The organism is Phenylobacterium sp. (assembly GCF_016793225.1).
Classification (GTDB): Bacteria; Pseudomonadota; Alphaproteobacteria; order Caulobacterales; family Caulobacteraceae; genus Phenylobacterium.
In genome coordinates this window covers 1-19,903 of record NZ_JAEUMN010000165.1, presented here as the reverse complement: position 1 = coordinate 19,903, position 19,903 = coordinate 1, and the positions used below count along the sequence as shown (strand labels likewise).

Here is a 19,903-nt window from a genome sequence, read left to right as displayed (position 1 = left end):
CGCCGTAGAGCGAGCGGTGGGAAGGGAAAACCACCGCACGGCGACTGGGCTCACCCCAACCCGCGCCCACCGCCAACCCTTCCCACCATTCGCTCTACGCCCTGCGGGCTCGGCGAACGGTCCCCCCTTCCCGCGAGCGGGAAGGGAAGGAAACACGCTGGGAAGGGAAAGCCCCGCGGCTGGCCTTGGCGCCGCCGCAGTCGCCCGCCTAGATGGAGCCATGCGCACCGACACGCCCCAGCCCATCAAGCTCTCCGAGTACCGTCCGCCGGCCTTCCTGGTGGACGAGGTCCATCTGACGTTCGACCTGCAGCCCAACGCCACGCGCGTGCGGGCGCGGCTGGCCGTGCGCCGCAACGGCGACCACGCCGAGCCGCTCCGATTCAACGGCGAGCGCCTGAAGCCGCTGAGCGTGGCCGTCGACGGCCGCGTCCTCGGCGCCGACGAGCATGCCATCGACGCGGAATTCCTCACGGTCCACGCCGCGCCCGACGCCTTCACGCTGGAAACCGAGGTCGAGATCGACCCGGCCAACAACAAGGCCCTCGAGGGCCTCTACATGTCGGGCGGCCGCTTCTGCACCCAGTGCGAGGCCGAGGGCTTCCGCAAGATCACCTTCTGGCCCGACCGCCCGGACGTGCTGTCGCGGTTCACGGTGCGCATCGAGGCCGACCGCACGTTCCGGCACCTGCTCGCCAACGGGAACCTGATCGAGCGGGGCGAGCTGCCGGGCGGGCGTCACTTCGCGGTCTGGAACGACCCCTTCCCCAAGCCCAGCTATCTCTTCGCCCTGGTCGCCGGCGAGCTCGACGTGCTCGAGGACCGGCTGGTCACCATGAGCGGCCGCACCGTCGAGCTGAAGATCTACGTCGATCCCGGCATGGCCCCGCGCGCCGCCTACGCCATGGACGCGCTCAAGCGCTCGATGAAATGGGACGAGGAGGCCTACGGCCGCGAGTACGACCTCGACCTCTTCATGATCGTCGCCGTGCGCGACTTCAATTTCGGGGCGATGGAGAACAAGGGGTTGAACGTCTTCAACTCCTCGCTGCTGCTCGCCGACCCGGCGACCGCCACCGACGCCGACTACGAGCGCATCGAGGCGGTCGTGGCGCACGAGTACTTCCACAACTGGACCGGCAACCGGATCACCTGCCGCGACTGGTTCCAGCTCTGCCTCAAGGAAGGCCTGACCGTCTTCCGCGAGCAGGGATTCTGCGCCGACATGCGCGGCGATGCCGTCACCCGCATCAAGGCGGTCAAGGCGCTGCGCAGCCGCCAGTTCGCCGAGGACCAGGGGCCCCTCGCCCACCCGGTCCGGCCGTCCAGCTACATGAAGATCGAGAACTTCTACACGGCGACCATCTACGAGAAGGGCTCCGAGGTCATCGGCATGCTGAAGACCCTGATCGGGGCCGAGGCGTTCCGGAAGGGCATGGACCTCTACTTCGAGCGCTGGGACGGCCAGGCCACCACCGTCGAGGCCTTCATCCAGTGCTTCGCCGAGACCTCCGGCCGCGACCTCACGGACTTCTTCGCCTGGTACGAGCAGGCCGGCACGCCCCGCATCGCCGTCTCGGGCCTCTACGACGAGGCCGCGCGGACGCTGGAGCTGACGCTCACCCAGGCCAACCCGCCCACCAGCGGCCAGGCCGACAAGCGGCCGGTGCCGATCCCGGTGACCGTGGGCCTCCTCGACCTCGAGGGCCGCACGCTCGCCTTCGAACGCGACGGCGCCGCCGTGGACGAGACGGTGATCGTCCTCGACCGGCCCGAGCTGAAGGTCACCCTGACCGGCGTCGACAGCCTTCCGGTGGTGTCGGCGCTGCGCGGCTTCTCGGCCCCCGTGGTCATGAAGACCGACGCCGAGCCGAAGGAGCGCTACGTCCAGCTCGCCGCCGACCCGGACCTCTTCAACCGCTGGGAGGCGGGCCAGGACCTCGCCGCCGAGCTGATCCTCGCCCGCGCCGCCGGCAAGCCCAACGAGGTGGGCGAGGAACGCTACGCCGAGGCGGTGGGGCGCGCGCTCCTCGACCAGGCCTCGGACAACGCGTTCAAGGCGCTCCTGCTGGCGCTGCCGTCCGAGACGGACCTGGCGCTGCTGCGCCAGCCTGTGGATCCGGCGGCGATCCACGAGGCCCGCGACGCCCTGCGGCTGCGCCTCGCGCTGCATCTGAACGGCGAGCTTCGCCGGCTGCACACGGGCCTGCAGGACCTGGGCGAGTTCTCGCCCGACGCCGCCGGGGCCGGACGTCGCGCGCTGCGCAACGCCTGCCTCGAGCTGATGGCCGCCAACCCGCGCAACGACGTGGCCGACATCGCCGACGGCCACTACCGCGCGTCGGTGAACATGACCGACATGATCGGCGGCCTGAACGCCCTGATGCTCATCGGCGGACCCGCCTACGAGGCGGCGCTCGCCGACTTCTACGAGCGCTGGAAGGACGAGCCGCTGGTGATCGACAAGTGGTTCGCCCTGCAGGCCCGCGATCCGGGCGAGGAGGCGCTGGGGCGCATCCTGGCGCTCACCGCCCACCCGGCCTTCGACGAGAAGAACCCCAACCGGCTGCGGGCGCTGGTCTCCAGCTTCGCCAACTTCAACAGTGTCCGCTTCCACGACCCCAGCGGCGCGGGCTACCGGTTCCTGGCCGACCAGATCATCGCGGTCGACCGGTTCAACCCGATGACGGCGGCCCGGCTCGTCGACCCGCTGGGCGGCTGGAAGCGGCTGACACCCGAATTGGGTAACCTCATGAAGGCGCAGCTGGAGCGGATCGTCGCGGTCGAGGGACTTTCCAAGAACGTTTACGAATTGGCCACCCGCGCGCTCAACTGATGCGTCGAAGCCCCATGACCGACCGGGGCGGATCAGCTTAGCCTTGTCTCGCGCCGGGCGTGTCGGCCGGTCGCGGGAGGGACGTGAAGGAGCGGCGGCCTTGGCCGAACGCGCGGGGCATGGACTTGCGGGGGTGACGCCGGAACGGCGTAGCCGACCGCGCGCGCCTGACGCCCGACGCTACTCCCGCCCGGCGATCCAGATCGTCCTCGGCCTGCTGCTGGCGGTCGGGGGCCTGGGCGTCGCCCGCTTCCTGCAGGTGGCGCCCGGCCGGCCGGAACTGATCGCCTGGTTCCTCGTGCCGCTTGCCGTCGCGCTCACCCTGGGCGCCCTCCTCGTCCTCGAGATGCGCCGCGTCGAGCGGGTGCAGGCGGCGCGCACCGACTCCGAGCAGCGCTTCCGGATGGCCGTCGAGGCGGCGCGCTGCGGCATCTGGGAGTGGGACCTGGCGGCCGACAAGATCTTCATGTCCGAGGTCACGGCCGCTCTCTTCGGCTGGCGCTCCGGCGTCGTCGACGGCCAGCAGGTGCTGGACCGCGTGGCGCCCGGCCACCGCGACGACATGCGCGAGGCGCTGAGCACCGCGGCCATCTACGGCGACTTCGACGTGAGCTTCCGCGTGCCGCCGCTCGCCGGCGCGCGCCCGGTGTGGATCGACTTCCGCGGTCGCGGCTTCGGCGAGAGCCCCGAGGGCGGCTTCGCCCGCATCATCGGCGTCGCCCTGGACGTGACCGAGGAGCGCCTGGCCCAGGCGCGGGCGCAGTCCGCCGAGAGCCGGCTGCGCGACGCCATCGAGAGCACCTCCGAGGCCTTCGTCCTGTGGGACCGCAACGGGCGGCTGGTGATGTGCAACACCAACTTCCGGGGCTACTTCCAGCTCGACGCCGAGATCCTCAAGACCGGCGTCGGCCGCGAGCAGGTGGAGCGCTCGGCCCGCCTGTCCATCCGGCAGGAGTATCCGGCCCCCGGCGGCCGCCGCGGCGTGCGCGAGGCCGAGCTCACCGACGGCCGCTGGGTGCAGATCTCCGAACGGCCGACCGCCGAGGGCGGCCTCGTGGTCACCGCCGCCGACATCACCGTCCTCAAGACCCAGGAGGAGGCCCGCCGCCTCAAGGAGGAGGAACTCCGCCGCGCCGTGGCCAACCTCGAGCTCAGCCAGGAACAGCTCTCCGAACTGGCCCGCAAGTACGAGGCCGAGAAGATCCGCGCCGAGGCCGCCAGCCAGGCCAAGAGCGACTTCCTCGCCAACATGAGCCACGAGCTGCGCACCCCGCTCAACGCCATCAACGGCTTCTCCGAGATCATGTCCGGCGAGCTCTTCGGCCCGCTCGGCGACGCCCGCTACCGCGACTACGCGAAGGACATCCTGAACTCGGGCCAGCACCTGCTCGCCCTGATCAACGACATCCTCGACATGGCCAAGATCGAGGCCGGCAAGCTCAACCTGCGCTTCGAGCCGATCTGCCTCGAGGAGATCGCCGAGGAAGCGATGCGGCTGGTCCGGAACCGCGCCGAGGCCGCGGGCCTCTCGCTGGTCCTCGACTTCGTTGACCTGCCCGAGGTCGAGGCCGACCACAGGGCGGTGAAGCAGATCCTGCTGAACCTGCTCTCCAACGCCATCAAGTTCACGCCCCGCGGCGGCAGGATCACGGTCAAGGCCGAGCTGCGGGACGACCCGCTCGGCCAACGGGTGAAGGTCTCGGTGCAGGACACCGGCATCGGCATCTCCGCCACCGACCTCGAGCGCCTCGCCCGGCCGTTCGAGCAGGTCGAGAACCAGCACTCGAAGACCACCCAGGGCACGGGCCTGGGCCTCGCGCTCACCAAGTCCCTGGTCGAGATGCACGGCGGACTGCTGGACCTCCGGAGCGCCCCCGGTCAGGGCACCACGGCCAGCTTCGCCCTGCCGCTCCAGCAGACCCGTCCGGCGGCCCTCCCGGGAGCCGCGGCGGCCTGAGCGGCTGGATCATGGCCAGACCCGCAGCTCTCCTCCGAGAGCCTCGCGAACCTCCGACGCCGCCCCACGCGGTCACCCTACCCGTGGCTCCGCATGCGGGACGTCTAGTTTTCGACGCGGACGCCGGCCGCCCCGCGACGCTCTCCTCCGCCGGCGCGCCGTAGCGGAGGTCGCGCCAGCGCCTCGCCGAAGCGGGCCCGTTCGGCCTGCGGCAGGGTCGCCGCGAACTGCACCAGCCTCTGGTCCATCGCCTGGCGCACCTCGAATTCCAGCGCCCGCGCCCGCGCCAGTTCCCGGATCGCCCGATCGTCGTCGAACGGCTCGGCGCCGAAGCCCTGCAGGGTTTCGCGCAGCAGCCGCCGCGCCTCCCGCGTCTTCGGGCCGTACGCCTCGCCATAGGTGCGGGCTTGCGATCGCCAGGCGGCCTGGGCCTCAGGCGAAAGCGTCGCGACTGCGGCGGCGACCGCCGTCCGCGGTCCGGCGGCGGCCGGTCGCCGCGGCTCGTCCTCGCGGGCCATGCGCGCGCCGACGAAGGCTCCGCCGATGAAGACGTTCAGCGCCAGCGAGGCGAACAGGACGGCGAGCAGAAGCGTCGTGCGGCTCATCATGCGTCCTCGTCCAGGTCGAGGGCGTAGTCGTCGCCGTCCACCGCCGTGACCAGCGCCTCGCCGTCGGGCCTGGCCAACCCCGGCGCGCCAAGCTGCGAGCCTGTGAGGACGCCGGCTGCGCAGGCGGCGGCGAGCCCGGCGCCCATCGCCGCCGGGACCAGCCAGGCCCGCCAGCGCGGCGCGCGGGATCTCGGTCCCGTGGCGGCGATACGTTCGGCGAGGTCGGCGCGCGGCCGTGGCGCCTCAAACGCCGCGAGCAGGCCATCCAGCTCCCCCGCGCGGCCCAGCACCCCCCGCGCCCAGGCCGACCGCGCCGCCATGAGGGCCGCGGCAGCGTCGCGCTCGGCCGCGGGCCAGCGGGCGACGTCGCCGCCATAGGCCTCCGCAAGGGTCTCGAAGCGTTCAGGAGTCATCCCGTCCTCATGTCGCCTTCAGGTCCGCCAGCGCCGCCCTCAGGGCCCGCCGGCCCCGCCCGAGCAGGCTCTCCAGCGCCTCGACGCTGACGCCCATCACCGCCGCCGCCTCGATGTTGCCGAGCTCCTGATAGTGGCAAAGCACGACCGCCTCCCGCTGACGCTCGGGCAGCGCCTGCAGCGCGGCGGCCACGCGCCGCCCCGTATCCAACGCTTCGAGGCCCCGATCGGGCGCCGGCCCCTCGTCGGCGCGATCGGGCGGGTCGGCGAACGCCAGCTCCCGCCGGCGGCGCAGGCGGTCGTAGCAGAGGTTCAGCGCGACGCGGTGCAGCCAGGTGTCGAACCGCGCCGCGCCCGGACGCCAGCGAGGCGCCTGCTTCCAGATGCGCAGGAAGGCCTCCTGGGCCACGTCCTCCGCCTCGCGGTCGTCGCCGAGCATGCGGCCCGCCAGCGACAGGAGGCGCGGCAGCTTGCGGGCCACGAGGGCGCGCACCGCGGCCGGGTCTCCCTGCGCCACGCGGGCCAAGAGCTGCTCGTCGGGATCCCCCAAGCCTGACCTCGCCGGCGGGCTGGCGGCCGCTATTCAGGGCCCGGACCGCCACGCATCCGCTGCCGCATCATGAGGAGCTCTCCCTTCGAGAGCCAGCCGTCCTTGTTCGTGTCGGCCATCCTGAACCGCTGCTCGCTCATGGCCGACATCTCGGCCTTGGTGACGGACCCGTCCTTGTTGGCGTCCATGCGGGCGAGGAACATGCCCCCGCCGCCGGGGCCGCCCGGACCACGCCCCGAGGCCTCGGCCCGCTTGCGCGCGGCCTCCATTTCCGCCTGGGTGATCTTGCCGTCGCGGTCGCCGTCCATCCGGGCGAACATCCGCGACTGGCGCTCGGACTGACTGGCCCTGAACTCGGCGAGTGTGACCTTGCCGTCCTTGTCCGTGTCCGGATTGGGCGCCTCGCGGCCGCCCGGCTGGGCCTGGGCCGCGCCGGCGAGGAAAGCGGTGGCGGCGGCGATGATGAGAATGCGCGTCATGAGACCTCGATGTGCTTGACCCCCGAGCCCAGCCCCCGTTGCACGCACGCCCGCCGGCAATCCGTCGCTAGGCCCTGAGAAGCGCCAGGTGCGCTGTCCGCGCGGCGGCCTGCGCCGCCGCGAGCCGTGTCTTCAGCGCCTTGAACGAGCGGGCCTGGCCGGCCCGCGCGAGCAAGGCCTGGAATGGCTTGGGCTCGGCCTCGGGATCGCCATCGTCGGCCAGCGCCACCTTCAGCAGCTGGGTCAGGTCCTGCTGCAGCCGCCAGGCGTCGGAAAGGGCCGCGAGGGCCGCCTCGTCCGCGAGCCCGGTCGCGGCGAAGGCGTCCAGCACCTTGGCGGTGTTAGGCGACAGCGGCCCCCCCGCCGCGGCGTGGACGAGCTGCAGGAACTGGGCGGCGAACTCGATGTCGACCAGACCGCCCGGGGCCAGTTTCAGGTCCCAGGGCCCTTTCGGCGGCCGCGCCTGCTCCATCAGCTGCCGCATCTCGCGGGCCTCGCGCGCGGTCTTGCGCGCGTCCCGCGGGCGGCGCAAGGCCGCTTCGATCGCCGCCTGGGCGTCGGCGGCGAACGCGTCCGAGGTGGCCCAGGCCACGCGGGCGCGCGTGAGCGCCAGCAGCTCCCAGGTCTCGGCCTCGCCTTCGTAGTAGTTCCCGAAGGCGGTGAAGCTCACGGCCACCGGCCCCTTCGTTCCGGTCGGCCGCAGGCGCATGTCGACGTCGTAGAGCTGCCCTTCCGCTGTCGGCGAGGAAAGCGCGGCGATCAGGCGCTGGGTGAACCGGCCGTAGAAGGTCGAGGCGTCCCATCCCTTGATCTCGGACATGCCCGCCGGATCGGCCGCCCGGTACAGGGTCATCAGGTCCAGGTCGGATGTGGCGCTCATCTCTCGCGAGCCCGCCTTGCCAAGCGCCACCACCGCGACCTCGCCGTCGAAGCGGCCGCCGATGCGTACGGCTTCCGCCAGCGCCGCCGGGGCCAGGGCCGCGATGCAGAGGTCGGCCAGATCCGCGAAGGCGCGCCCGGCCACGTCCGCCGCCGCCGCGCCGCTCATCACCTGCACGCCCACCCGGAACGCCTGCTCTCGGTGCAACCGCCGCACGGCGTCCATGGCGGCCTCGAAGCCGTCGGCGCGGGCCACCTGCCGGGCCATGTCCGCCCGCTCAAGTTCGATCTCGATCGGCGTGAAGAAGTCCGGGTCCAGCATGGCGTCGATCGCCGCCGGCCGGCGCGCCAGGGTGGCCGCCAGGCGTGGCGCGAAGGCCAGCACCTGCACGACGAGCTCGAAAAGCTTGGGCTGGGCCAGGAACAACGACTGCAGCTGCACGCCGGTGGAAAGGCCCTCGAAGAAGTCGCTGAAGCGGTTGAACGCCAGCTCGGGCGCGCCCGTCGCCGTCGCGGCTTCCAGCAGCCGGGGCGCGAGGCGGGTGAAAAGCTCCCGGCCGCGTTCCGTGCGGGTGGCCGCCACGTGACCGTGGTGCCAGGCGCGGATCGTCTGCGACACCCGCCCGGGGTTCGAGAACCCCATGCGCGACAGGGTGGCCAGCGTCTCGGGGTCGTCGTCGACACCCGTGAAGACCAGGCTGCCGAACCTCGACGACAGCGGTTCCTCCTCGGCGAACAGCTCGCCGTAGCGGGCGTTCACGGTCTTCAGCGTCCGCGTGATCAGGGCGTCGAAGCTGCGCAGCGGGTCCGTCCCGGTGAGCGCCGCCACCCGCCGTCGATCGGCGTCGGACTCGGGCAGGCGGTGCGTCTGCTCGTCCTCCAGCATCTGGATCCGATGCTCCACGGCGCGCAGCAGGCGATAGGCCGCGGTCAGGTCCGCCGCGGCCGCCGTGGTCACGTGGCCCTGCGACTCGAGCGCCGCCAACGCATCCAGCGTCCGGTTGCTGCGCAGCTCTGGATGACGTCCGCCCAGGATGAGCTGCTGGGTCTGCACGTAGAACTCGATCTCGCGGATTCCGCCGCGACCGAGCTTCAGGTCGACCCCCTTGGCCGAGACGCGCTCGTCCACCTTGTGCGCGTGGATCTGGCGCTTGATCGAGTGGATGTCCGCGATGGCCGCGAAGTCGAGGTTCTTGCGCCAGATGTAGGGCTGGAGCTCGTCCAGGAACCCGCGCGCCGCTTCCAGGTCGCCGGCGCAGGCGCGCGCCTTGATGAAGGCGGCGCGCTCCCAGTTCTGGCCGACGCTTTCGTAGTACTCCAGCGCCGCCGGGACCGGCACGGCAGGCGGCGTCGACGAAGGGTCCGGCCGCAGCCGAAGGTCCATCCGAAAGACGTAGCCGTCGCCGGTCTTCGCCTGCATCAGGTCCGAGACCCGGTGGGTCAGGCGCACGGCGAAAGCTTGGCTTTCCTGCCCCTCCGCCAAGACCGACTCCACCTCCGTGGGATCGAAGAACACCGACACGTCGATGTCGCTGGAGTAGTTCAGCTCGAACGCGCCCTGCTTGCCCATGGCGATGCAGAACCAGCCGGGGACGGGCCCCCGGCCGGCGTCGCCGAGCCGCGCCAGCCGTCCCGCCTCCAGCTCGCCGCGCGCCGCCGACCAGAGCGCGGCTTCGACCGCGGCGTCGGCGAACCGCGTGAGCGCGCCGGTCACCCGGTCCAGGTCCCAGGCTCCGCCCAGGTCGGCCAACGCCGTGAGCAGGTGCAACTCCTGCTTCAGCAGCCGCAGCGCCGGCTCGGCGTCCCTGGGCGACCGGTCGGCGACCGCCGCGGTCCGGGCGAGGATGTCCTCGAGCCGCAGGTCGGGGTCGTCGGCGAGGAGGGCGGCCAGGCGCGCCGGATCACGCCGGGCCAGACTCGCCAGGTAGGGCGACGCGCCGAAGACCGGCGCCAGCGCCGACCAGGCGGCCTCCAGTGCGGGCGTCCAGACCACGTCGGCGATGATCTCGCGGGCGCGCTCGGCGGCCTTGGCGTCCAGCACGGGACCACAGGGGCGCAGACGTGCAGCGAGGCGTTGCGTTCCGGGTGTGGCGGGACTCATGTGACCATCATCGGGACGTACGTGGGCCGCTGCAATGAACCGCCTCATCACGCTCCCGCAACTGGCCGTCGCAACCGACCTGGCCTTCCTCGCCCTGCGCCTCAGCGTGGGCGCGTTCCTGGTCTGGGGCGTGTGGGACAACATCACCAGCGCCCAGCACATGGCCACGTTCGTGGCGTTCCTGACGCGCTTCGGCTTCCCGCTGCCCAGCCTCCTTGGCCCATTCGACGTCTGGCTGCAGTTCGGGATCGGCGCGGCGTTCGTACTGGGTCTGGCGACGCGCTGGGCCGGCCTGCTCTGCGCGGCAAACTTCATCGTGGCGATCGTGATGGTCGATCACCTCCAGGGCTGGCGGGGCGCGTTCGGCTCCATGTGCCTGGTGATGATCGGCCTGGTGCTCGCGACCCACGGGCCCGGGCGGCTCTCGCTGGACCGGCTGCTGACGCCTCGCTCCCCCGCCTGAGCCTTTTACCCCACCGGCTCCAAAGGCGGTTGGTTCAAGGCCTCACGGTAGTTGCGGTGGAAGTGGTGCAGGGCCGGCTCGTTGCGGCCCAGGAGGACCTCCTTCAGCTGGCCGCTTTCCGCCGTGCGCTGCTGCAGCGCGCCCATCACGTAGTCTTCCTGTTCGATGGTGCTCTTGAAGACCTCGAACGAGGCCCGCAGGCTAGGCCCCCGGCGTTCGTTGGAGGGGTCGTAGACCGCCCGTGGGTCATCGCTGGCCGCGTCGCGAGCCGCGGCTTCGGCGGCCGTCTCGGGCGTGAAGTAGAAGCTCACCTTGGTGATGGAGCGCCCCGGGTGGCCCGGCGCCGGATAGATGCGGATCAGGGTGGCGCTCTGGTGGCTGCAGATCAGCTGGATGTTGGGGAACAGGTGGTAGAGCACGAAGGTGCTGCCCTCGACCCGCCACTCCGACTCCGGGAGCGTGCGCAGTCGGTCGATGCCGCGGCTGGCGGTGACGAAGCGGTGGTGGCGGCCGAACTCTTTGAAGTGGAGATTGTTGCCGTAGAACACGCGTCCCAGCGTGTCCTTGTGCAGCTTGCCGAAATGGTAGGTCTCGCCGAACGTGTCGTTGGCGAACTTCCAGTTGAGGTCGCCGACGATGGGCGTAGCGCCCGCAAATCCATGCCGGGCCAGGTCGAAGGACGCCAGTTCCGCCGCGAGTTCCGCCCCCAGGAGTTCGTCGACGTCCAGGCGTCCGTCGGCCTGGGGGTGCACCCAGAGCAGGCCGTCGCGCTCGACCGCCGGCAGGGCGATGAGGCCATGGCACGATTTGTCGACGGCGCCGAAGTGGTCCTCGTTGGGAATGGCGACCAACTCGCCGGTGTTGGCGTAGCTCCAGTTGTGGAAGGGACAGAGGAAGATGGACTGCTTCCCCCGCGGCTCAACGGCCACCTTCACCGCGCGATGACGGCAGGCGTTCAGGAAGGCGCGGAAGACGCCGTCCTTGCCGCGTGTGGCCAGCAGCGGCGTCCCGAAGTCATCGAGCGTGAGGAACGAGCCCGGCTCGGGCAGGTCCTGGGAGAGGCCGATGAGCTGAGGATGGTGGCGGAAGAGGACGTCCCACTCCCGGGCCGCCTGGTCGGGGCAGACATACGCCGAGGTCGGGATGCGGTACTGCACGCCGGCGTCCACGTTGCGGCCCTCGTCCAGCTGCTGCATCAGCTCCTTGAGGATCTCGACCTGGAGTTCGTGTCTCATGTTGCGATCTCTCTGGTGATCTGGAGGGTGGACGGACAGCCGATGGCGTTGCGCACCAGACGGAAGATGGCGGCGATGGCCGGCGGGGGCGCGGCTTGGGGCGACGCCCGGCGGCTGGACACCCGGACCCCCTCGTTGACCAGCATGAGCATGGCCGCGAGATCCTGAGCCAGCGCTGGCGCCGCGCCGGCGTGCTCCAGGCCGGCCCGGAAAGCGTCCTGCACCCGATCCAGATGACGGCCGGCGTGCGCCGCCAGGTCGTCGTCGACACCGGACATCTCGAGCACGGTGTTCACCAGCAGGCAGCCCCACTGGCGTCGCTCGTCCCGTCCGCCGAAGAGGCCGCCCTCGAAGAAGCCCTCGAGCGCATCGACCGGCGGCTTGTCCGCGCAGGCGCGCGCAAGCAGGCCCAGCGTCCGCTCGGCGAAGAGGTCGAGACACTCGATGAACAGGCTGCGCTTGTCCGTGAACGCGGCGTAGAAGCTGCTGCGGCCGATGCCCATGACGGCCAGGAGGTCGCTCAGCGAGCTGGCCTGGTAGCCCTTCCGCCAGAACAGGCCCACCGCCTTGTCCACGGCCTTGGATCGATCGAACTCGATAGGGCGCGCCATCGCCTCATAGTGGACCGATTGGTACAGAATGCAATCGAGTCCGGGTTCGACGTCGCGTTCGCTCACCGCAGGGGCGCCGCGCCCCGGGCGCTATGCCCGCGGCAGGATGAACGCCACGCGCAGCCCCGGGCCCATCTCGCCGACCTTGCCCGGCCCCTCCGAGAGCTCCAGCCGCCCGCCATGCGCCTCGGCCACGGCGGCGACCAGGGAGAGCCCCAGGCCCGCCCCAGGCTCGTTGCGGCTGTTCTCCAGGCGCACGAAGCGCTGGATGACGCGCTCGCGATCCTCGTCCGGCACGCCGGGACCCGTGTCGGTCACGGAGTATTCCACCTCACCTGACGAGCGCCGGCGAACGCGCAGCATGATCGCCCCGCCGGGCGGCGTGTATTTCACGGCGTTGTCCAGGATGTTGGCGAGCGCCTGGGCCAGGAACTCCCGGTTGCCGCGGACGGTGAGGTCCTTGGCGAGCTCGGCCGAGAAGTCGATGTCCTTGTCCTCGCACACCGGCTCGTAGAGTTCGGCCATGTCGGCGCCGAGCTCGGCGGGGTCGAAGAGCACAGGGTTCGGCGCCTCGCCGGCGGCCTGCAGGCGCGCGATCGAGAGCACCGCGCCGAAGGTCTTCAGCACGCCGTCCGTGTCGGTCAGCGCCTGGGCCAGCGCCTCCTGCGGGTCGCCCTTTCCCGCCTCCACGTCGAGGAAGGCCGCCTCGAGCCGCGCCCGCAGGCGCGTCAGGGGCGAGCGCAGGTCGTGGGCGATGGCGTCGCCCGCGTGCTTGTGGCCCTGCATCGACCGCTCCAGGCGGTCCAGCATCTCGTTGACCCCCTGGGCCAGTTCGTCGAACTCGTCGCGCGCGCCGCGGACCCGCGCGCGGACCCCCTGCTCGCCGTTGCGCACGCGCTCCACCACCTCGATCAGGTTCTGCATCGTGCGCGAGACGTTGCGGCTCACGAGCACGCCGCCGCCGAGCCCCAACAGCACCACCAACAGGCCTGCCGCCTGCAGCGCGCGGACGATCCGGTTGACGTAGGCCTCATCCTCGCCGGCGTCCGCTCCGACGAACAGGATCTCGCCGCCCGAGAGCTGCTCCTGCAGGCCGCGCGCCGGATGCTTGATCTCGCGGCCCTGGGCGTCGATGTCGGTGACCTGGAACGTGGCCTTGGCCGGCGCGCCGGTGAAGTTCTCGACCGGGCTCTCCTCGATGGATCCCGAGATCCGCCGCCCGTCCTTCGTCAGCAGCAGGTAGAGGAACGGCTTCTCGCTCGCCGCGCGCTCGATCAGCGACTGGTTCACAGCGTTGAGGCCGGCGCGATTGTAGATGTCGACCAGGCTGCGCATCTCGCGCTGGATCTCGCGGTCGGTCCGGCGCGTCGTCTCGCCCGCGGTGGTCACGTACACGTACGCCAGGAACATCGACGCCGCGCTCGCGAACAGCGCCAGGAACAGCAGCGTGAGGCGGAACGGCGTCGTGCGGAAGATGCGCGGCAGCTTCACGGCCATCAGGGGGTCCCCCGCCGGGGCCGGGCGACCGCGCGACGCTGCAGGGGGCGGCCAGACGGGATGTGGCCGCCCTCACCCGGCTTGGCCGGGAGCTCCCCCGACGGGGGAGCATCTGGGCGTCTAGGCATCCAAGCGGTAGCCCGCGCCGCGCACCGTCTGCAGCATGGGCCGGTCGAAGCCCTTGTCGATCTTCGAGCGCAGGCGGGAGATGTGCACGTCGATCACGTTGGTCTGCGGGTCGAAGTGATAGTGCCAGACCTTCTCGAGCAGCATCGTGCGCGTCACCGACTGGCCGGCGTGACGCATCATGAACTCCAGCAGCTGGAACTCGCGGGGCTGCAGGTCGATCTCCTTGCCCTGCCGATGGACCGTCCGGCCGATGAGGTCCATCTCCAGTTCTCCCACCTTGAGCAGCGTGTGGACCGACCCGGTGTCGCGGCGTCGCGCCAGCGCCTCGATGCGGGCGATCAGCTCGGGGAAGGCGTAGGGCTTGACGAGATAGTCGTCGCCGCCGGCCTGCAGGCCGTCGACGCGGTCCGAGACCTCTCCCAGCGCCGAGAGGAACAGCACGGGCGTGCGGTCGCCCTCGCGGCGCAGGGTCTCGACGAGCTGCACGCCGTTCATCTTGGGCATCATGCGGTCGACGACCATCACGTCGAACTCGCCGTCCCGGGCGGCGGTCAGGCCCTCTTCGCCGTCGGCGGCCTTGACGCACTCGTGGCCGGCCTCGGTCAGGCCGCGGCCCATCGCGTCGGCCGCTTCCAGGTCGTCCTCGACGATCAAGATCCGCATGTGATTCTCACGCCCTAGGGAGCCGGGAGACTAGCCTGAAACCCGCGGCGGCAGGAAGGCGGTGCGGTCCGCCGGTCGCCATCGCGCCGCCGACGGGAGCCCTCAGGCGACCACGAGCGGGCCGTGTTCAAGCCTGGGCAGGACGTGGCGGGCGAAGAGGTCGGCCTCGGCGGCGTGCGGGTAGCCCGACAGGATGAACGCCTCGATGCCCATGTCACGGTAGTCGTTCAGCTTGGCCAGCACCTGGTCCGGATCGCCCACGATGGCCGCGCCGCATCCCGAACGTGCGCGGCCGACGCCGGTCCACAGATTGGGCTCGGCGTAGCCGTCGTCGGCCGCGCTTTCGCGCAGCGCCGCCTGGGCCTGGACCCCGACCGAGGTGGAATCCAGCGACTTGGCCCGGATGGCCGCGCCCTGGGCGTCATCCAGCTTCGACAGCAGCCGGTCGGCCGCGGCGCGGGCCTCGGCCTCGGTGTCGCGCACCACGACGTGGGCCCGGTAGCCGAACCTGAGGGTGCGCCCGCGACGGGCGGCCCGGGCGGTCATGTCCGCGATGATGTCCGCCACCACCTCCTTGCGGTCGGGCCACATCAGGAAGACGTCGCAGCCCTCGGCCGCCGCCTCGCGGGCGTCCTCCGAGAGGCCCCCGAAGTAGAGCAGCGGCGCCTTGCCCGACACGGTCGTGATGCGGGGCGGGTCCAGCTTCAGCTTCCAGTGCTCGCCGTCGTGATCGAGCGGCAGACCGTTCAGCATGGTCTTCAGGATGCTCATGGCCTCGACGGTGCGGGCGTAGCGCGGCGCCGACCCCAGCTTCTCGCCGGGCATCTCGGACGAGATGATGTTCACGGTCAGCCGGCCGCCGAGCAGCCGGTCGATGGTGGCGATCTGGCGCGCCAGCTGCGGCGGCCACATCTCGCCGATGCGCACGGCCATCAGGAGGCGCATCCGCTTCAGCTGCGGCGCGATGGCGGCCGCGAAGGCGGTGGTGTCGATCCCGAGCTCGTAGCCCGACGGCAGCAGGATGTTGTCGAACCCGCCGGCCTCGGCCTGGAGGACGATGTCGCGGCAATGCTCCCAGCTGGACCTGAGCATCGGGTCGGGCACGCCGAGGAACTCGTAGTCGTCGTCGCAGAGCGCGGAGAACCAGGAGACTTCGCAGGGAGGACGGGTCATGGCAGCGGGGCTCCAAGGGCCGCGACCAGCACCGCGTACCATTCGGCGCGGGTCCAGCGCGGAACGAAGGCTTGCGGGATCTCGGCGATCCGCGCGGGGTCCTGGGTTCCCGCGATCGGAATCGGGCGCGAGGGGTGCGCCATGATCCAGCTGCAGGCGGCCGCGGCGCGGCTGACGCCCGCCGCCTTCGCCTTCACGTCCAGGGCCTGGGCGACGGCGCGTGTGCGCTCATCGGTGGGGTTTGCGAGCCGGCCGCCGCCCAGGGGCGACCACGCCAGCACGGCCATGCCGCGGGCGATCGCCTGATCGAGCACGCCATCGCTCAGGGGGCCCACGGCGAGCGGAGAGAACTCCGGCTGGCACGACACGATGGGGAGCGGCAGGTGCGCCGCCAGCGCCTCGACCTGCCAAGGCGTGAAGTTCGAGACCCCGACCGCGCCGATCTTGCCGGCCTGGTGCGCCGCCAGCAGCGCCTCGCCGATCTCGGCGGGATGGGTCAGGAGGTCGGGGCGGTGGATCTGCCACAGCGCCACATGCTCGACGCCCATCCGCTTCAGCGACGCGTCGATCGCCGACGTGAGATAGCCGGCGCTGGAGTCGTACGGCACGCCCATCGAGATGCCGCCCTTGGTGGCGATGACCATGCGGCCGGCCAGGGCCTTGTCGGCCGCCAGCACCCTGCCCAGCAGGGCCTCGGCGGCGCCGAAGGGCTCCCCGTTGTCGGGGCCGTAGATGTCGGCGGTGTCGAAGAGGTTGATCCCGGCGTCCAGGGCCGCGCGGATCCGCGCCCCGGCGGCTCCCACGTCATCGCCGGCAAAGCGCCACATGCCCCACGCCACGGAGGAAACCTCGGGGCCGCCGGTGTAGAGCGGCCGGCGCGCCGGCGGGACAGGGAGTTCGGTCATCGGCCTCTTCGTCACCACGCTGAGCTTGCGGTTTTCCGGTCGTCCCGGCCCGGGCGGGTTGCCCCAGGCTCCGGCATATGACTACGTTGTCATACCGATAGAGGAGCGGACAGGGGCTTGGCAAGCGGCGCCTGTCCCTGGGGATGGGGACGTTGAGCAGCCCTGACGATTCCTGGACCGCGGCCGGCGTGCGCGCCCACCTGCCCGGCCTTGCGGTCGCAGGCCTCGCGACGCTGGCGGCGGCCTATGTGTCGGACCACTACGGCGCGCCGCTGACCCTGATGTGCCTGCTGTTCGGGATGGCGCTGAACTTCCTGGGCGGCGACCGCCGGCTGGACGCCGGGCTGGCCTTCGCATCACGGACCCTGCTGCGCTGGGGAATCGTCCTGGTGGCGGCGCGGGTGACGCTGGCGCAGCTTGCGGACCTGGGGCCGGCCGCCCTGCTGGCGGTGGTCGCGGGCGTGGCGGCCACGCTGGCGACGGGCGTCCTTGCGTCCCGGGCCCTGGGATTCTCCGGGGCCTTCGGCGCGCTCTGCGGCGGCGCGGTGGCGATCTGCGGCGCCTCGGCCGCCATGGCGTTCGCCAGTCTCCTGGGGGAGCGCCGCATCAGCCAGGCGCAGCTGACCCTGGCTCTGGTGGGCGTCTCCGCCGCCAGCGCCATCGCCATGACCCTCTATCCGGTGCTGGCCCACCAGCTGGCGTTCAGCGACCTTCAGGCCGGCTTCATGATGGGCGCGGCGATCCACGACGTCGCCCAGGCCCTGGGCGCCGGGTACGCGTTCTCCAACCCCGCCGGCGAGACCGCGACGATCGTGAAGCTCGCGCGGGTCGCGTTGCTGGCGCCGGCGCTGCTGGCGGTCGCCCTCTTCATCCCGCGCGAACCCGGGGCGAGGATCGCCCCGTTCCTGCCGCCCTGGTTCGTGCTGGGCTTCTTCGCCCTGGTGGGCGTGAACTCGCTGGGCTGGGTCCCGCCCCAGGCGGCCGAGGCTTCCGCAGACGCCAGCAAGGCGCTCCTGGCCTGCGCGGTCACCGCCGCCGGCGTGCGCTCCAACCTGCAGTCGCTGACGGCCGAGGGCCTGCGTCCCCTGCTCGCCATCGTGGTCGCGACCCTGGTCGCCCTCGCCATGGCCACCGGCGCCGCGGCGTTGCTGATCCGCTAGTCTCCGGAAAGATCAAACCTTGAGCGCGTTGCGGCCCGAAACGGATCGCCCTTCCGGAACGGATTCTACGTGGCCTGCGGCGCGAACTGGTCCACCCAGCGGCGGAACAGGCCGGGGTCGGAGAGGCCCGCCTGCTGGGCCGCCACCTGGCCGTCCTTGAAGCAGAACAGCGCGGGAATGCCCTGGACGCGATAGCGCGCGGCCAGCTCGGGGTTGGCGTCCACGTCGACCTTCACGAAGCGAGCCCGCGGCTCCAGCTCGGCCGCGGCGCGCGCGAAGATCGGCGCGATGGCGCGGCAGGGTCCGCACCACGCCGCCCAGAAGTCGACGATCACCGGCAGGTCGCTGCGGGTCACGTGCCTGTCGAAGCGCGCGGCCGTGAGCGCCACCGGCTCGCCGGTGAACAGCGCCTGGCCGCACTTCCCGCACTTGCCGCGTTGGGCCAGGCGGGCGGCGGGAAGCCGGTTGGGCGCGTCGCAGTGCGGGCAGACCACGTGCAGGGCGTCGGACATCGCAAGCCTCCTTCGGATTGACTAACGCTGGGGCGGCCCGTTGGGTTGGCTTCGCCATAACCCGAAGGATCCCACATGGCCCAGCTCGCCGAGAAGCCCGACGCCGCACTCGCCGCCCGCCTCGATCCCCTGATCGACGCGGCGCTGTCCGAGGGCCGGCTCGCGGGCGGGGTCTGCCTGGTCGCCCGCGGCGGCGTCCTCGCCTACGCCCGCGCCGCCGGCCAGGCCGACGTGGAGGCCGGCCGGACGATGACGCGCGACGCCATCTTCCGCGCCTCGTCGCTCACCAAGCCCATCGTCACGGCCGCGGCGCTCAGCCTGGTGGAGTCCGGCGTCATGGGCCTGGACGACCCGGTCACCGCGTACCTGCCCGACTTCCAGCCCAAGTGGGACGGGCAGGCCGCCCCGATCACCATCCGCCAGCTGCTCACCCACACGGCGGGCCTGTCCTACGGCTTCATGCAGCCCGAGGGCGGCCCCTACCTGCAGCTGCGCGTCTCCGACGGCATGGACCAGCCGGGCCTCTCCTTCGCCGAGAACCTCGCGCGGATCAGCGAGGCCGGGCTCTTCTTCCCGCCGGGCGCGGCCTGGCTCTACTCGGTCAGCATGGACGTGCTCGGCGCCGCGATGGAGAAGGCGGCCGGCAAGAGCCTTGGCGCGGTGGTCGCCGAGCGCGTCACAGACAAGCTCGGCATGTCCGACACCGGCTTCCACGTCGCCGACCGCGCGCGCCTGGCGCGGGCCTACGCCGACGGGCCCCCGCCGCAGCCCATGGGCGAGACCCACGTCGTCCCGTTCGCCGAGCTCTCGGGCATCCGCTTTGCGCCCGACCGCATCTGCGACCCCGGCTCGTTCCCCAGCGGCGGCGCAGGCATGGCCTGCTCGGCGCCCGACTTCATCACCTTCCTCGAGACCATCCGCCAGGGGGGCGCGCCGATCGTCTCCGCCGAGACCGCCGCGGCGATGCGGAGCAACCAGACCGGGACCCACGCGATCGTCACTTCGGGACCGGGGATGGGCTTCGGGTTCGGCGGCGCCGTGGTCGTCGATCGCGCCGCCAACGGAACGCCGCTGCCGGACGGCGCCTGGCTGTGGGGCGGGGTCTACGGCCACACCTGGTTCGTGGCCGGCGACACCAGCTTCGTCCTGATGACCAACACCTCCACCGAAGGCATGAGCGGCCGCCTCGCCCAGGAACTCACCGCCGCCGTGGCGGCCTGAACGGCGGCTGTGGCCGGGCGACGGGTTTGTGTCGTCGCCTGCCGGACGACAAGGTGAAGCGCTCACCCTTCGGCTGTCATCCCGGTTTCCGCGCAGCGGAACACCGGGACCCATACGCGCCTGATGGCCGAGGTCGTGGCGCGGCGCCGCCGCCGGGGGTCAGCCTGAGACGCGGCGCTTATGGATCCCGGTCTTCGCCGGCGGCGAAACCGGGATGACAAGGTCGGAAAACAAGCGCTCGGTCAGCGCTCCAGGCGCGGCGCTTGCGGCGGCCGTGTGGCGGTGAATACAGTCCGCCCCGTTCCTGGGAGGGGATTCCGATGCTGAGGTTCGCCGCCGCGCTCGCCGCGTCCACCCTGCTTGCCGGCGTCGCCACGGCGAAGACGCCCGTGGACACCGGCGAGGCCGAGTTCCGCGCCCTCTACAAGGAGCTCGTCGAGACCAACACCACCTTCTCCGCGGGCGACTGCACCCTGGCGGCCCAGCGCATGGCCGACCGGCTGAAGGCGGC

General features: G+C 71.6%; 17 protein-coding genes and 1 pseudogene. 6 read left to right on the top strand and 12 right to left on the bottom strand.

All coding sequences use genetic code 11. From position 1 onward, the window contains the following. Positions 1 to 220: 220 nt before the first annotated feature. Complete coding sequence (pepN, locus tag JNK30_RS19775; RefSeq protein WP_293484935.1) at positions 221 to 2,836, top strand: aminopeptidase N; 2,616 nt, start codon at positions 221 to 223, stop codon at positions 2,834 to 2,836. Between the two features lie 100 nt (positions 2,837 to 2,936). After that, the gene (locus JNK30_RS19770) at positions 2,937 to 4,793 is read left to right on the top strand and encodes an ATP-binding protein (protein WP_293484934.1); all 1,857 of its coding nucleotides are present in this window, start codon (positions 2,937 to 2,939) and stop codon (positions 4,791 to 4,793) included. 104 nt (positions 4,794 to 4,897) lie between these two features. Here the strand turns inward: JNK30_RS19770 and JNK30_RS19765 are convergent, their stop codons facing one another. The 5 genes from JNK30_RS19765 to JNK30_RS19745 form a co-directional block, all read right to left on the bottom strand. Beyond that, entirely contained in the window at positions 4,898 to 5,398 is a 501-nt protein-coding gene (locus JNK30_RS19765) for a periplasmic heavy metal sensor (protein WP_293484933.1), read from the bottom strand. Then, a complete protein-coding gene (locus JNK30_RS19760) occupies positions 5,398 to 5,814 on the bottom strand; it encodes a hypothetical protein (protein WP_293484932.1) in 417 nt (138 codons plus the stop codon). The genes JNK30_RS19765 and JNK30_RS19760 overlap by 1 nt, the downstream gene beginning before the upstream one ends. Before the next feature lie 7 nt (positions 5,815 to 5,821). Then, positions 5,822 to 6,364, bottom strand: a complete 543-nt coding sequence (locus JNK30_RS19755; RefSeq protein WP_293484931.1) for an RNA polymerase sigma factor — start codon at positions 6,362 to 6,364, stop codon at positions 5,822 to 5,824. A gap of 29 nt (positions 6,365 to 6,393) precedes the next feature. Further along, positions 6,394 to 6,843: an EF-hand domain-containing protein gene (locus tag JNK30_RS19750; protein WP_293484930.1), complete on the bottom strand. Its 450-nt coding sequence runs from the start codon at positions 6,841 to 6,843 to the stop codon at positions 6,394 to 6,396. Between the two features lie 67 nt (positions 6,844 to 6,910). After that, on the bottom strand, positions 6,911 to 9,823 hold the full coding sequence (locus JNK30_RS19745) for a bifunctional [glutamine synthetase] adenylyltransferase/[glutamine synthetase]-adenylyl-L-tyrosine phosphorylase (protein WP_293484929.1): 2,913 nt from the start codon (positions 9,821 to 9,823) through the stop codon (positions 6,911 to 6,913). Between the two features lie 34 nt (positions 9,824 to 9,857). Between JNK30_RS19745 and JNK30_RS19740 the strand changes: the two genes are divergently transcribed. Continuing rightward, positions 9,858 to 10,286, top strand: a complete 429-nt coding sequence (locus JNK30_RS19740; protein ID WP_293484928.1) for a DoxX family protein — start codon at positions 9,858 to 9,860, stop codon at positions 10,284 to 10,286. A 5-nt stretch (positions 10,287 to 10,291) separates the two neighbouring features. On the opposite strand, the gene JNK30_RS19735 is transcribed toward JNK30_RS19740, so the two are convergent. From JNK30_RS19735 to JNK30_RS19710, 6 genes are all read right to left on the bottom strand, one after another. Further along, positions 10,292 to 11,521 carry an aromatic ring-hydroxylating dioxygenase subunit alpha gene (locus tag JNK30_RS19735; protein WP_293484927.1) on the bottom strand — a complete coding sequence of 410 codons (1,230 nt, stop codon included), beginning with the start codon at positions 11,519 to 11,521 and terminating at the stop codon, positions 10,292 to 10,294. Then, entirely contained in the window at positions 11,518 to 12,132 is a 615-nt protein-coding gene (locus tag JNK30_RS19730; protein WP_293484926.1) for a TetR/AcrR family transcriptional regulator, read from the bottom strand. The genes JNK30_RS19735 and JNK30_RS19730 overlap by 4 nt, the downstream gene beginning before the upstream one ends. Positions 12,133 to 12,222: 90 nt before the next feature. Further along, positions 12,223 to 13,623 carry a HAMP domain-containing sensor histidine kinase gene (locus JNK30_RS19725; RefSeq protein ID WP_293484937.1) on the bottom strand — a complete coding sequence of 467 codons (1,401 nt, stop codon included), beginning with the start codon at positions 13,621 to 13,623 and terminating at the stop codon, positions 12,223 to 12,225. Positions 13,624 to 13,749: 126 nt separating this feature from the next. Further along, on the bottom strand, positions 13,750 to 14,421 hold the full coding sequence (locus JNK30_RS19720; RefSeq protein ID WP_293484925.1) for a response regulator transcription factor: 672 nt from the start codon (positions 14,419 to 14,421) through the stop codon (positions 13,750 to 13,752). Positions 14,422 to 14,523: 102 nt separating this feature from the next. Then, positions 14,524 to 15,594, bottom strand: coding sequence for an LLM class flavin-dependent oxidoreductase (locus JNK30_RS19715; protein WP_293484924.1), 1,071 nt, complete (start codon positions 15,592 to 15,594; stop codon positions 14,524 to 14,526). Further along, positions 15,591 to 16,499, bottom strand: a complete 909-nt coding sequence (locus JNK30_RS19710) for an aldo/keto reductase (protein WP_293484923.1) — start codon at positions 16,497 to 16,499, stop codon at positions 15,591 to 15,593. The genes JNK30_RS19715 and JNK30_RS19710 overlap by 4 nt, the downstream gene beginning before the upstream one ends. A gap of 152 nt (positions 16,500 to 16,651) precedes the next feature. Between JNK30_RS19710 and JNK30_RS19705 the strand changes: the two genes are divergently transcribed. Next, entirely contained in the window at positions 16,652 to 17,659 is a 1,008-nt protein-coding gene (locus JNK30_RS19705) for a putative sulfate exporter family transporter (RefSeq protein ID WP_293484921.1), read from the top strand. Between the two features lie 65 nt (positions 17,660 to 17,724). Here JNK30_RS19705 and trxC read toward each other — a convergent pair whose 3' ends face one another. Continuing rightward, positions 17,725 to 18,171, bottom strand: coding sequence for a thioredoxin TrxC (trxC, locus tag JNK30_RS19700; protein WP_293484919.1), 447 nt, complete (start codon positions 18,169 to 18,171; stop codon positions 17,725 to 17,727). A gap of 75 nt (positions 18,172 to 18,246) precedes the next feature. Between trxC and JNK30_RS19695 the strand changes: the two genes are divergently transcribed. Further along, positions 18,247 to 19,392: a serine hydrolase gene (locus JNK30_RS19695; RefSeq protein ID WP_293484917.1), complete on the top strand. Its 1,146-nt coding sequence runs from the start codon at positions 18,247 to 18,249 to the stop codon at positions 19,390 to 19,392. A 320-nt stretch (positions 19,393 to 19,712) separates the two neighbouring features. Then, positions 19,713 to 19,903 (top strand): annotated as a pseudogene (locus JNK30_RS19690) (peptidase M20); the annotation flags it as partial.